The sequence below is a fragment of the Escherichia sp. GZ89 genome (genome assembly GCF_019366485.1).
Lineage (GTDB): Bacteria > Pseudomonadota > Gammaproteobacteria > Enterobacterales > Enterobacteriaceae > Escherichia > Escherichia fergusonii.
Window position 1 is genome coordinate 160,497 of the sequence record NZ_JAEOHX010000008.1, and the last position, 12,177, is coordinate 172,673.

Annotated in this window: 12 protein-coding genes; 5 read left to right on the forward strand and 7 right to left on the reverse strand. The window is 54.6% G+C overall.

Going from position 1 to position 12,177, the window contains the following annotated elements:
* Positions 1-7 precede the first annotated feature (7 nt).
* Together ybbP and ybbA are read right to left on the reverse strand one after the other, a co-directional pair.
* Positions 8-2,422, reverse strand: coding sequence for a putative ABC transporter permease subunit YbbP (gene ybbP / locus K0335_RS14445; protein WP_104919586.1), 2,415 nt, complete (start codon positions 2,420-2,422; stop codon positions 8-10).
* Positions 2,419-3,105: a putative ABC transporter ATP-binding protein YbbA gene (gene ybbA / locus K0335_RS14450; RefSeq protein ID WP_001110573.1), complete on the reverse strand. Its 687-nt coding sequence runs from the start codon at positions 3,103-3,105 to the stop codon at positions 2,419-2,421. Before ybbA ends, ybbP begins: the two co-directional genes overlap by 4 nt.
* Between ybbA and tesA the strand changes: the two genes are divergently transcribed.
* Genes tesA through cnoX form a run of 3 tightly spaced genes read left to right on the forward strand, consistent with a single transcriptional unit; the run spans position 3,076 to position 5,413 of the window.
* Positions 3,076-3,699: a multifunctional acyl-CoA thioesterase I/protease I/lysophospholipase L1 gene (gene tesA / locus K0335_RS14455; RefSeq protein ID WP_001295836.1), complete on the forward strand. Its 624-nt coding sequence runs from the start codon at positions 3,076-3,078 to the stop codon at positions 3,697-3,699. The genes ybbA and tesA overlap by 30 nt on opposite strands.
* Positions 3,689-4,498: an NADP(+)-dependent aldehyde reductase gene (ybbO, locus tag K0335_RS14460; RefSeq protein ID WP_104919587.1), complete on the forward strand. Its 810-nt coding sequence runs from the start codon at positions 3,689-3,691 to the stop codon at positions 4,496-4,498. Before tesA ends, ybbO begins: the two co-directional genes overlap by 11 nt.
* Before the next feature lie 60 nt (positions 4,499-4,558).
* Complete coding sequence (gene cnoX / locus K0335_RS14465) at positions 4,559-5,413, forward strand: chaperedoxin (protein WP_001295322.1); 855 nt, start codon at positions 4,559-4,561, stop codon at positions 5,411-5,413.
* A gap of 62 nt (positions 5,414-5,475) precedes the next feature.
* Here cnoX and fetB read toward each other — a convergent pair whose 3' ends face one another.
* Complete coding sequence (gene fetB, locus K0335_RS14470) at positions 5,476-6,255, reverse strand: iron efflux ABC transporter permease subunit FetB (RefSeq protein ID WP_001295323.1); 780 nt, start codon at positions 6,253-6,255, stop codon at positions 5,476-5,478.
* A complete protein-coding gene (fetA, locus tag K0335_RS14475) occupies positions 6,242-6,919 on the reverse strand; it encodes an iron efflux ABC transporter ATP-binding subunit FetA (RefSeq protein ID WP_104919589.1) in 678 nt (225 codons plus the stop codon). Before fetA ends, fetB begins: the two co-directional genes overlap by 14 nt.
* 145 nt (positions 6,920-7,064) lie before the next feature.
* Between fetA and K0335_RS14480 the strand changes: the two genes are divergently transcribed.
* Together K0335_RS14480 and K0335_RS14485 are read left to right on the forward strand one after the other, a co-directional pair.
* On the forward strand, positions 7,065-7,982 hold the full coding sequence (locus K0335_RS14480) for an SPFH domain-containing protein (protein ID WP_000469524.1): 918 nt from the start codon (positions 7,065-7,067) through the stop codon (positions 7,980-7,982).
* Positions 7,979-8,437 (forward strand): NfeD family protein, encoded by a 459-nt coding sequence (locus tag K0335_RS14485; RefSeq protein ID WP_104919590.1) that lies wholly within the window; start codon positions 7,979-7,981, stop codon positions 8,435-8,437. The genes K0335_RS14480 and K0335_RS14485 overlap by 4 nt, the downstream gene beginning before the upstream one ends.
* On the opposite strand, the gene cueR is transcribed toward K0335_RS14485, so the two are convergent.
* From cueR to K0335_RS14500, 3 genes are read right to left on the reverse strand one after another with little or no spacing between them, the layout of a single operon-like run.
* Complete coding sequence (cueR, locus tag K0335_RS14490) at positions 8,438-8,845, reverse strand: Cu(I)-responsive transcriptional regulator (protein WP_001026747.1); 408 nt, start codon at positions 8,843-8,845, stop codon at positions 8,438-8,440. It lies immediately after the preceding gene.
* Positions 8,842-10,017 (reverse strand): HlyD family type I secretion periplasmic adaptor subunit, encoded by a 1,176-nt coding sequence (locus K0335_RS14495; protein ID WP_219393890.1) that lies wholly within the window; start codon positions 10,015-10,017, stop codon positions 8,842-8,844. The genes cueR and K0335_RS14495 overlap by 4 nt, the downstream gene beginning before the upstream one ends.
* The gene (locus tag K0335_RS14500) at positions 10,014-12,176 is read right to left on the reverse strand and encodes a type I secretion system permease/ATPase (RefSeq protein WP_104919591.1); all 2,163 of its coding nucleotides are present in this window, start codon (positions 12,174-12,176) and stop codon (positions 10,014-10,016) included. Before K0335_RS14500 ends, K0335_RS14495 begins: the two co-directional genes overlap by 4 nt.
* Between the last annotated feature and the right edge of the window lies 1 nt (position 12,177).

The window sequence follows — 12,177 nt, forward strand, 5'->3', positions numbered from 1 at the left end:
TGTCACATCACCCCGCAAACTGCCTGAACAGCGCCTTACCCTTAACCAGTCGCGCACCCAGCCAGCCGCCGAAAAGCGACAGCAGCAGCGCACCGCTGCACGGCAGCACAATCCACAATCGCCAGTCTGGCTCCCACGGGAAATCAAACACTTTCGCCTGCAACACTGCCAGCGCCGTTTCCGCACCAATTGCGGCCACCAGGCCGGATACAAACCCGAGCATGGCGAACTCACACCACAATGTCGTGCGCAGCAGTTTTTTCCCCGCACCGAGAGTGCGCCACACCACCAGCTCCTGATGACGCTGACGCATTCCCACCTGCACCTGTGCCAGCAACAGCAACATACCGCAGGCGGTGACCAGCACCACCATCACCTCCAGCGCCCGGCTTACCTGCTCCAGCACCTGACCGACCTGTTTTAAAATCGCGCCAATGTCTAACAGGCTAATGGTCGGGAAATGGCGGTTGAGTTGCGTCAACATGCCGTTGCCGTTCTCCCAGCGAAAACTGGTGAGCCAGCTCTGCGGTTGCCCGTCTAATGCCCCTTCAGGGAAAATAAAATAGAAATTAGGCCGCAGACTTTCCCAGTCCACTTTGCGCAGGCTGGTCACTTTAGCGCGGAACTCCTGGGTATCGCCCATAAAAGTCACGGTATCACCGAGGGCAACGTTTAAGCGTTTCGCCAGCCCCTCTTCCATCGACACTTCATCGGCTTTTGGCGGCCAGTTACCGGCGACAATCGGATTATGATCGGGCCGCGTATTTTGCCAGGTAAGATTGAGTTCGCGATTGAGCGCCTCATCTTCATTGCCTTCTGTCAGCTTGCCGTTAATCGCCGTCAGTCTCGCCCGCACCACCGGATAAAACGATTCCGGGACTATCTGATGTTCCGCGAGGAACGCTTTTAGCGGCGTAACCTGTTCTGTGGCGATGTTGATTAAAAAGTAGTTCGGGCTTTCTGGCGGTAGCTGCTGTTGCCAGCGGTCGAGCAGATCGCCACGCAACACCAGTAGCAGTGCCAGCAGCATAAAGGAGAGCGAAAATGCCGAAAGCTGGCTTAACGTTGACCACGGCTGACGTAACAGGCGGCTAACCGCCAGGCGCAGAGGTAGCGATTTCAGCGTCATGCGGCGAAGTACATTCAGCAGCATCCAGCCCAGCACACCGCACAGCAAAGCCAGTACTACCGCGCCCGCCAGCACCGCCCAGAGCAGCATACTGCCGCCCATTAATCCGGCGAGCAGCAGCACAACCACCACACTGACAATCGGCAGATAAAACTTCAGCGGCCAGACGTTCGCTACCACATCATTACGTAATACGCGTAAAGGCTGCGTTGCCAGCAACAAGCGGTACGGTCGTAGCCCCACCAGCAGCGAGATGACCGTCATGGTGCCGAACGCCCACAACCACGGCCAGAGGCTGGCAGGAGGTAAAGCGGCAGGTAGCACTGGCTTGAGCAGCACCATCAACACGTTTTCGAACAACAGCCCTATCGCCCCGCCGGTAACGGCTGAAAGTACCAGCACCATCAACCACTGACCGACAATTAACTTACGCAATTGTGCTCGCCCTGCCCCCAGCGTTTTGAGGATCGCCACCAAATCGTAGCGACTGCGACAGTAATGATTCATCGCCACCGCGACCGCCGCCACCGCCAGCAGCAAGCTCAGAAGCGCCGAAAGCAGCAGGAACTGTTGCGAACGTTCCATCGAGCGCCCCAGCGCGCCTTCGTCCTGTTCCAGACCGTACCAGCGTTGTTCTGGTTTAAGCTGTGGTAACAGCCATTTCTCATAGCCGTCGAGCTGGTTCTCGCTGCCGCCGAATTTATAGCGCCAGGTGACCCGACTTCCCGGTTGCACGGCTCCGGTTTTATCGACATCCGTCAGATTCATCATCAGACGCGGGGCCATCTGGAAGGGGTTAAAACCGGAATCCGGTTCCTGAATCACTTCTCCGGCAATCCGCAAGGTGGTATCGCCCACGTCAATGGTGTCGCCCGTTTTCAGGTTAAGCAATGCCATCAGGCGTGGGGCCAGCAATACGCTGCCCGCCTGTGGTTTCAGGCCAGGGGGATTGGTTTGCAGATCGCCATACATCGGGTAGATATCATCCACCGCTTTGACGTTCGCCAGTTGCGGCGTGTCGCCTGCAAAGGTCATGGTGGCGAAAGTCAGCTGCTTGCCGACTTTCAGGCCGCGCTTTTGCGCTTCCTCCAGCCATGCTTGCGGCACTTCGCGCGAACTGCGCAACGCCCGATCGCCCGCCATAAACTCACGGCTCTGCTGGCTTAACCCTTTCTCCATGCGATCGCTGATATTGCCCAGCGCCAGCACGCAGGCCACCGCCAGGCTTAGCGCCAGCCAGACAATTAATAGCGACGGCGAGCGCCATTCGCGCCAGAACCAACGTGCAATCATGCTTCCTCCTGCAACTGCCCGTTAACCAGTCGTAAGCAGCGGTCGCAACGTGCCGCCAGTTGCAGGTCGTGAGTCACCATAATCAACGTGGTGCCATGCTCACGGTTGAGGGAAAACAGCAGGTCGGCAATTTTATCGCCTGTCTGGCGGTCAAGGTTACCGGTGGGTTCGTCGGCAAACAGCACATCTGGCCGACCGTTAAAGGCACGCGCCAGCGCCACCCGTTGCTGTTCGCCACCGGAAAGCTGTGCCGGAAGATGATCAAGACGTTTACCCAGCCCTAACTGTTCGAGCAACGCTTTCGCCCCGTTACGACTTTCTGCGCTACTCTCACCGCGCAGCAGCGCCGGAAGCTCGACGTTTTCCAGCGCGTTAAGGGTAGGAATTAACATAAATGACTGAAAAACAAAGCCTACGTGCTTCGCGCGCAACTTTGCCCGCGCTTCTTCGTCCATATTATGTAGCGGTTGTCCCACCAGACTCACTTCGCCACTGCTGCCGTCATCCAGTCCGGCGAGGATCGCCAGCAACGTTGACTTACCCGATCCCGACTCGCCCACCAGCGCGATGGTCTCGCCACGTTTGACAACCAGCTCAACTCCGGTGAGGATGGAGAGTTCATGCTCCCCCTGACCGACGGACTTCTTAAGATGATGAACTTCAACAATGTTTTCCGCTGGCATTTGCCCTTCCTGTTCCTGGTCCTGTTAACCTTCCGTGCCGCCGCAGCGGACACGTTATTGATTCTGGGTGATAGCCTGAGCGCCGGGTATCGAATGTCTGCCAGCGCGGCCTGGCCTGCCTTGTTGAATGATAAGTGGCAGAGTAAAACGTCGGTAGTTAATGCCAGCATCAGCGGCGACACCTCGCAACAAGGACTGGCGCGCCTTCCGGCTCTGCTGAAACAACATCAGCCGCGTTGGGTGCTGGTTGAACTGGGCGGCAATGACGGTTTGCGTGGTTTTCAGCCACAGCAAACCGAGCAAACGCTGCGCCAGATTTTGCAGGATGTCAAAGCCGCCAACGCTGAACCATTGTTAATGCAAATACGTCTGCCTGCAAACTATGGTCGCCGTTATAATGAAGCCTTTAGCGCCATTTACCCCAAACTCGCCAAAGAGTTTGATGTTCCGCTGCTGCCCTTTTTTATGGAAGAGGTCTACCTCAAGCCACAATGGATGCAGGATGACGGTATTCATCCCAACCGCGACGCCCAGCCGTTTATTGCCGACTGGATGGCGAAGCAGTTGCAGCCTTTAGTAAATCATGACTCATAAAGCAACGGAGATCCTGACAGGTAAAGTTATGCAAAAATCGGTCTTAATTACCGGATGTTCCAGTGGAATTGGCCTAGAAAGCGCGCTCGAATTAAAACGCCAGGGTTTTCATGTGCTGGCAGGTTGCCGGAAACCGGATGATGTTGAGCGCATGAACAATATGGGATTCACCGGCGTGTTGATCGATCTGGATTCGCCAGAAAGTGTTGATCGCGCAGCCGACGAAGTGATCGCCCTGACCGATAATTGTCTGTATGGGATCTTTAACAATGCCGGATTCGGCATGTATGGCCCCCTTTCCACCATCAGCCGTGCGCAGATGGAACAGCAGTTTTCCGCCAACTTTTTCGGCGCACACCAGCTCACCATGCGCCTGTTACCCGCGATGTTGCCGCACGGTGAAGGGCGTATTGTGATGACCTCATCGGTGATGGGATTAATCTCCACGCCGGGTCGTGGCGCTTACGCGGCCAGTAAATATGCGCTGGAGGCGTGGTCAGACGCACTGCGCATGGAGCTGCGCCACAGCGGAATTAAAATCAGCCTGATCGAACCTGGTCCCATTCGTACTCGCTTCACCGACAACGTCAACCAGACGCAAAGCGATAAACCTGTCGAAAACCCCGGCATCGCCGCCCGCTTTACGCTGGGACCGGAAGCAGTGGTCGACAAAGTGCGCCATGCTTTTATTAGCGAGAAGCCGAAGATGCGCTATCCGGTGACGCTGGTGACCTGGGCGGTAATGGTGCTCAAACGCCTGCTGCCGGGGCGCTTGATGGACAAAATATTGCAAGGGTGAGTTGAAGCGCGCGCTTAAGCCCCCATGTCAAAGAAAATATCGACAACAGAGAGCGACTCCATGTCCGTAGAAAATATTGTCAACATTAACGAATCTAACCTGCAACAGGTTCTTGAACAGTCGATGACCACTCCGGTGCTGTTCTATTTTTGGTCTGAACGTAGCCAGCACTGTTTGCAGTTAACCCCAATTCTGGAAAGCCTTGCGGCGCAGTACAACGGGCAATTTATTCTGGCGAAGCTGGACTGCGACGCAGAGCAGATGATTGCCGCCCAGTTTGGTCTGCGCGCGATTCCGACCGTGTATCTGTTCCAGAACGGGCAACCGGTAGACGGCTTCCAGGGGCCGCAACCGGAAGAGGCGATCCGCGCCCTGCTGGATAAAGTGCTGCCGCGCGAAGAAGAGCTGAAAGCGCAGCAGGCGATGCAACTGATGCAGGAAGGCAATTACACCGACGCCCTGCCATTGCTGAAAGACGCCTGGCAGCTGTCGAATCAGAACGGGGAGATCGGCCTGCTGCTGGCAGAAACGCTGATTGCGCTGAACCGTTCTGAAGATGCAGAAGCCGTGCTGAAAACCATTCCGTTGCAGGATCAGGACACTCGCTACCAGGGGCTGGTGGCGCAAATTGAACTACTGAAGCAGGCGGCTGATACGCCGGAAATTCAACAGTTGCAACAGCAGGTGGCAGAGAATCCAGAAGATGCCGCCCTGGCGACGCAACTGGCACTGCAACTGCATCAGGTTGGGCGCAATGAAGAGGCACTGGAGTTGCTGTTTGGGCATCTGCGTAAAGATCTCACCGCCGCAGACGGTCAGACGCGTAAAACGTTCCAGGAGATCCTCGCTGCGCTGGGTACGGGTGATGCGCTGGCGTCGAAGTATCGCCGCCAGCTGTATGCGTTGTTGTATTGAGTTTCCGTTGATCGACACATGAACCACAACGCCGGATGCGATGCTGCGCATCCGGCATCGCATCATTTCTTCTTCAATTGCGTCACCACCAATTGGTGGCGCGAATTGTAAAACTTACGATAGGTTAAATAGCAGGCAATAATGGTCGACAAGCTGGCGGTTGAGAGCAGCATAAAGGTCACCATAATCTGATATTTAATCGCCTTCACCGGATCAATCCCGGCAAATATCAGCCCGGACATCATTCCCGGTAAACTCACTAAGCCAACCGTTTTTGCTGAATCGACCGTCGGAATTAAAGCCGCGCGAATACTGTCGCGAATCAATATCGCTGAAGCCTGTTTCGGCGTCGCGCCAAGACTCAGTTTCTCCTGAATCTGTTGCTGTTCGCTAATGACCCGTTGCCCTAAATTGTTGTAACACAACCCCACCGCTACCATGGCGTTACCGGCTATCATCCCGGCGATAGGGATCACCTGCATCGGGATAAATTCAATCGACCCAGAGAGGATCAGTACCGCCAGGGTAATTCCTGCCCCGACCGTAATGGCAATAAACGATGAGATAAAAGCTTTAGCAATATATTTACTGCGTTTTTGCGCGTTCCACGCCGCATTAAAGCAGATAAATAACACCATCAATAATGTCAGGCTGGCATCATCCACGCTGAAAATATACTTCAGCACATAGCCGACAATAATCAGCTGAATTATCGCGCGCCCGACGCTCCAGAGAATATCTTTCTCCAGCGCCAGTTTTTCTTTATGGCTAATTAAGATTGCCACCACCACCAGCATCAATGCCAGTGCTAATGATTCGTTAGTAATATTATGCGAGTTCATAGCGTGCTTCCTGCATTTCTCCGGCATGCGGTTGCAGTGTAATCACTTTATCCGCATGATTAATTTCGTCTTTATCGTGTGTCACCCACAGCACGGCAATATTTTGCTCGCGCACATAACGGTGGATCATCTCATTAACGTTATGTTTATTACTTTCATCCAGCGCACTGGTGATTTCGTCGAGCAATAAAACCTTCGGCATAAATTGCAGGTTACGAATCAATGAGATGCGTTGTTTTTCACCACCAGATAGCTCGGCGTTATTCTTCGTCAAAATGCTGTCCGGTAAAGCGAAGCGTTCAAGAAAATCGAGAAAAATGGCCGGGTCAGGCTGCTGGTTACGGATCTGCCAGGGAAAAATCAGGTTATCGTATACCGTATCGCCAAACAGCGCGGGGGTCTGAGCACAGTAGGATACTTGCTGGCGATACTCTTCTGGTTTCAGAAGGGAGATATCTTCGCCTGCAAACAGCAACGTTCCACTGGTCGGACTGATTAATGAAGCAACAATTTTTAATAGCGTACTTTTACCGCAACCGGAAGGACCGGTTATTAACTTAAATTCACCAGCACGCAATGAAAAACTGATGTTATTGAGAATTTTTGCCCCACCTGCCAGATATCCAACATTTTGCAGTTGAAGCAAAGGACTATTTTCCTGCATGACATTTCCCTTTTTCTCATTTTTAACACAAATAGTGTATCCCCCGAAGGATTGTGGGGGAACTATCATTTATTAATCAGGTATAATTTAGCTGAGCAGACAACAATCGCTTTTATTATGGACGGTACAACAGGAGGTTTTTTCGATGTTTATCTTTATTCCCATTCTCATTTTTGTCGCGCTGGTCATTGTTGGCGCGGGTGTCAAAATCGTACCGCAGGGATATCAGTGGACAGTAGAACGTTTTGGTCGCTATACCAAAACGTTACAGCCGGGGCTCAGTCTGGTGGTGCCGTTTATGGATCGCATTGGTCGTAAGATCAATATGATGGAGCAAGTGCTCGATATCCCCTCTCAGGAAGTTATCTCGAAAGATAACGCCAACGTCACTATCGACGCCGTGTGCTTTATTCAGGTGATTGACGCGCCGCGCGCCGCTTATGAAGTCAGCAATCTGGAGCTGGCGATCATCAACCTGACCATGACTAACATCCGTACCGTGCTGGGTTCAATGGAACTCGATGAAATGCTCTCTCAGCGCGACAGCATCAACTCACGTCTGCTACGTATTGTCGATGAGGCCACCAACCCGTGGGGGATTAAAGTCACCCGTATTGAAATTCGCGACGTACGCCCGCCCGCAGAGCTTATCTCTTCAATGAACGCGCAGATGAAAGCGGAACGTACTAAACGCGCTTACATCCTTGAAGCTGAAGGGATCCGTCAGGCGGAAATTCTCAAAGCGGAAGGTGAGAAACAGTCACAAATCCTGAAAGCGGAAGGCGAACGTCAGTCAGCATTTTTGCAAGCTGAAGCGCGTGAACGTTCCGCTGAAGCAGAAGCCCGTGCTACCCAAATGGTGTCGGAAGCCATCGCCTCTGGTGATATTCAGGCAGTGAACTACTTCGTAGCACAGAAATATACCGAAGCGTTGCAGCAGATCGGTTCTTCCAGTAACAGCAAAGTAGTAATGATGCCATTAGAGGCCAGCAGCCTGATGGGGTCGATTGCCGGGATTGCTGAACTGGTGAAAGACAGCGCGAACGAGCGAAATAAATCATGATCGAGATGATAGCTATCCATCCGCATATTTTTTGGCTAAGTCTCGGCGGTTTGTTGCTGGCTGCCGAGATGCTGGGCGGCAATGGTTATCTGTTGTGGAGCGGTGTCGCGGCAGTGATTACTGGCCTGGTGGTCTGGTTGCTGCCGCTGGGCTGGGAGTGGCAAGGGGTGATGTTTGCCATCCTGACGCTGCTCGCCGCCTGGCTGTGGTGGAAATGGCTGGCACGAGGCGTGCGCGAACAAAAGCACAGTGACAGCCATCTTAACCAGCGCGGTCAACAATTGATCGGCAGACGGTTTGTGCTGGAATCACCGCTGGTCAACGGGCGCGGTCATATGCGCGTCGGTGACAGTTCATGGCCTGTCAGCGCCAGCGAGGATTTCGCCGCAGGTACGCATGTTGAGGTGATTGCGATAGAAGGGATAACCCTACATATTCGAGCCGTCTCGTCTTAATCACCCTGCCCGATGATGACAGCAGCCAGAGAGATTTTCGATAATTGGGCAGTCGGCGCTGTCATCACCGGGGCAGGCATTCGCCAGCGCCAGTAGCTGGTCGCGCATGGATTGCAGCTCCTCAATGTGCCGTTCTATCTCCGCCACCTTCTCCAGCGTGCGCCGTTTTACATCGGCGCTGTGACGCTGCGGGTCGTTAAACAGATTCACCAGTTCGCCGCTCTCTTCCAGGTTAAAGCCCACCTGGCGCGCCTGGCGCAGTAAGGTCAGTTCGTTGAGATGCTGCTGCGTGTAGGTTCGATAACCATTTTCGCTGCGCATCGGCGGCGTCACCAGCCCCTTTTCTTCATAGAAGCGAATGGCTTTGCTGGTCAGGCCGGTAATTTTTGCTACATCGCTAATGTTCATCGTTCGCGCAACGCCTCCTGTGCTTTGTTAAAGGGTTTCAACAGATAATCCAGCACGCTTTTTTTGCCAGTGCGGATATCGACTGTCGCCACCATGCCGGGAAATATCGGAAACTGCTGTTTGCTTTTATTTTCCAGATGGTTGCTGAAAGTACGAATGTACACCCGATAGTAATAAACATCGCGTCGCACTTCATCCTGCACGGTGTCTGGTGATATCACCGCCACTTCCCCTGGCAAGCCGCCGTAGATGGAGTAATCGTAAGCGGTTATTTTCACCAGCGATTTTTGCCCCGGATGGATAAACGCCACATCGCGCGGGGAGATTTTTGCCTCGATCAGCAGTTGCTCATCCAGCGGCACGATAGTCATGAGTTTACCACCGGGGGCGATGACGCCGCCAACCGTGGTGACGTCAATGTCCTGAACAATGCCTCGCACCGGCGCAGTAAAGTTGAGCCGGGTGAGAGAATCTTCCCGCCCGCGGATCACCGAACGCTGGGTTTCCACTTCCGCATTGGCTTTCGCTAACTCTTCGCGCGCCTGTACGTAGTATTGCGTACGAACGTCGCTAAGTTTGTTTTCCAGTTCATTGGCCTGGCGTTGCAGGCGCAGCACTTCAACGCTGCTCGCCGCCCCCTGTTTCACCAGCGGCTGGGTCATCGCCAGTTCGCGGTTGACCAGGCTAATCCCCTGCGTCAACCCGGTGGTGGCTTTGTTCAACCCGTCGCGGCGAGTGTTATATAACGCCGTTTCCGACTCGATAAGTTCGGGGAATTTATTCAGTTCGTCAGGGAAAACCAGCGGTTTATTGCTCACTTCTGCCCGCAGCCGCGCCGAGGTTGCCAGCGCCGCATACTGCCGCGACATCGCTTCCTGGACGTCGGATTCCGTTTTGGTGCGGTTAAGCTGCGCCAGCGGCTGCCCCTGTTCGACAATATCGCCAACCTTCACGTCGAGATGATACAAAATCCCGCCTTCCAGCGACTGCACCACCTGTTCGCGTCCGGAAGGTTCTACCGTGCCGCTGCCGGTAGTGACTTCATCAAGCTGGAAATACCACGCCCAGCCGAGAAAACAGAGCAGCATCACAGCGGTAACGCGCACCGCCAGCGCCGAACGTGGCAGACGGGGTTCAGTCAGGCCCCGGTTGTATTGCAGTTGTCCGTTCATGCGGCAGACCCCTTATTCTTCTCCTGCAACACCACCCGTCGCGCCGTGGGTTCGCCCTGTTCACGCAAAATGGCCTCTTTCGCGCCATCCATCACAATCCGCCCCTGATCCATTACGATAATGCGGTCCACCAGTTGCAGCATTGCCATGCGGTGAGTGGCGATGACCAGCGTGCGATGGCCAATCCACTGTTTCAGTTGTTCGATTAAATACGCTTCCGCCATTTCGTCCAGCGAGGCGCTGGGTTCATCGAGCAGCACGATATTCGGCTGAGAGATGAGTAGCCGCGCCAGCAGCAGCGTTTGTCGCTGACCACCAGAGAGGCCAAATCCCCCTTCCTGAATCATGTAGTTGAGGCCGTTTTTCTGCTTCTGCACAAAGGGCAGCGCCCCGCTGAGGGTTAATGCGCGTTCGATATCTTCATCGCTGGCCTCCGGCATCCCCATGGTGAGATTTTCCCGCAGCGAACCGAAGAACAGTCGCCCGGTCTGGCTCAGCAGCCCCATGTCGCGGCGCAGATCCGCCGGATCAAGTTGCCCGATGCTGATGTTATCCAGCAACACCTGCCCCTGCTGGGCGATACGCATTCCGGCGAGCATTTGCAGTAGCGTTGATTTACCCGCGCCGTTGCGCCCAAGAATGGCGATTTTCTCTCCGGCCTGAATGTTGAGTTTGCCGATCGCCACATCGGCAATCTTCTCTTCTTCGTCGTAATAAAACACCGCGTTGCTGAACTGATAATTACCGTGCAGTACCGCTTTATGCACCAGTTTGCCGTGCTCCGGCTGATCCACCGGGCGCTTCATCAGTTCATCAAGCCCGTTACGCGCCACTTTCGCCTGCTGCCAGCGCGAAAGCACGCCGGATATCTGCGACAGCGGCGCGATGGTGCGCGAAGCCAGAATCGTCGTCCCCACCAGCGCGCCGGTGGTCATGTCGCCGTTCATCACCATGAAGCAGCCCACCAACAGCACCACCACATAGACGATGGATTGCACTTCCTGCGTCCAGGTGAGCAGCAGCCCGGTGAGAAAACGTTGCTTCATACTGATGGACGAGGCCACGTCGTTGGTGTGATTCCACTGATTCTGGAAACGCTGTTCAGCACGCAGCAGTTTAATGTCTTCAATCGACTGCACGGCCTCGACAAGCGTAGCGTTGCGCACTGCCGATTCGCGCATCCCTTCGTTCGCCAGCCGCGCCAGCGGGCGTTGCACCAGCAGGCCGGGGATCACCAGCAACGGCAGCGCCAGCAAAACAACCAGCACCAGCCAGCCGCCAATCATCCACAGAATAAAGACAAACAGCAGGAAGAATGGCAGATCCGCTACCGCGCCAATGGTGGTGGAGGTGATCAGCTCCCGCACCGATTCCAGTTCGCGGATCTGTGAGATAAACGATCCGGTGGATTTCGATCGCACGTTATTTTTCAGCCGTAATGCGTGACCAAACACGCGATCCGAAATACGCAGATCCGCCCGTTTGCCGATCACATCGGAAAGGTGTGTGCGCACCATTCGCATACAGAACTCAAACAGGATCGCCATCATCACCCCGGCAAACAGCACCCATAGCGTCGGGTACGATTGCGCCGGAACCACCCGGTCGTAAACCTGCATCGAGAAAATCATCGCCGCCAGCGCCAGCACGTTCGCCACCAGTGAGGCCAGCATAATATCGCCGTAACGCCGCCAGTCTTTTAGCGAGAGATTCCAGAACCAGTTCGCCTGATACGGGCGAATGTAGTCATCTACCCGCGCGTCAGGGATGGCGCTGAGCGGGCGCAGCAGCGCCAGTTCAACGATTTTGTCTTCTATATCCGTGACGTTTAATGTGGTTTCCAGCCCTTCGTCACCGCTGAACTGAACGCTGATATTGTCGTGATTGTCGCGGCGGGTGATCACGCCAATCTGTTGATTATCAAACACCGCGATCAGCGGCAGCCGCCACGGGTTAAGCGAGTCGGCGGAAAATTCCACCAGCCGTAGCCCCATCCCCAACTGCCGCGCCATATCAGTGAGTAACTCCTCCCGTTTGCTGTCGCGCTCCCAGTTGACGGTCGCGCGCACATTCTCCTGGGAAAAATCGAGGCGGTAATAGCGCGCCACGGCGATCATCGCCTCCAGCCAGGCTTCCACGGACTGGGCATTTTTTTTCATT

Bases quoted from the DNA above. Each gene is read 5' to 3' on its own strand.
- ybbP (WP_104919586.1), bottom strand. From the start codon at position 2,422: ATGATTGCACGTTGGTTCTGGCGCGAATGGCGCTCGCCGTCGCTATTA.
- tesA (WP_001295836.1), top strand. From the start codon at position 3,076: ATGAACTTCAACAATGTTTTCCGCTGGCATTTGCCCTTCCTGTTCCTG.
- ybbA (WP_001110573.1), bottom strand. From the start codon at position 3,105: ATGCCAGCGGAAAACATTGTTGAAGTTCATCATCTTAAGAAGTCCGTC.
- ybbO (WP_104919587.1), top strand. From the start codon at position 3,689: ATGACTCATAAAGCAACGGAGATCCTGACAGGTAAAGTTATGCAAAAA.
- cnoX (WP_001295322.1), top strand. From the start codon at position 4,559: ATGTCCGTAGAAAATATTGTCAACATTAACGAATCTAACCTGCAACAG.
- fetB (WP_001295323.1), bottom strand. From the start codon at position 6,255: ATGAACTCGCATAATATTACTAACGAATCATTAGCACTGGCATTGATG.
- fetA (WP_104919589.1), bottom strand. From the start codon at position 6,919: ATGCAGGAAAATAGTCCTTTGCTTCAACTGCAAAATGTTGGATATCTG.
- K0335_RS14480 (WP_000469524.1), top strand. From the start codon at position 7,065: ATGTTTATCTTTATTCCCATTCTCATTTTTGTCGCGCTGGTCATTGTT.
- K0335_RS14485 (WP_104919590.1), top strand. From the start codon at position 7,979: ATGATCGAGATGATAGCTATCCATCCGCATATTTTTTGGCTAAGTCTC.
- cueR (WP_001026747.1), bottom strand. From the start codon at position 8,845: ATGAACATTAGCGATGTAGCAAAAATTACCGGCCTGACCAGCAAAGCC.
- K0335_RS14495 (WP_219393890.1), bottom strand. From the start codon at position 10,017: ATGAACGGACAACTGCAATACAACCGGGGCCTGACTGAACCCCGTCTG.
- K0335_RS14500 (WP_104919591.1), bottom strand. From the start codon at position 12,176: ATGAAAAAAAATGCCCAGTCCGTGGAAGCCTGGCTGGAGGCGATGATC.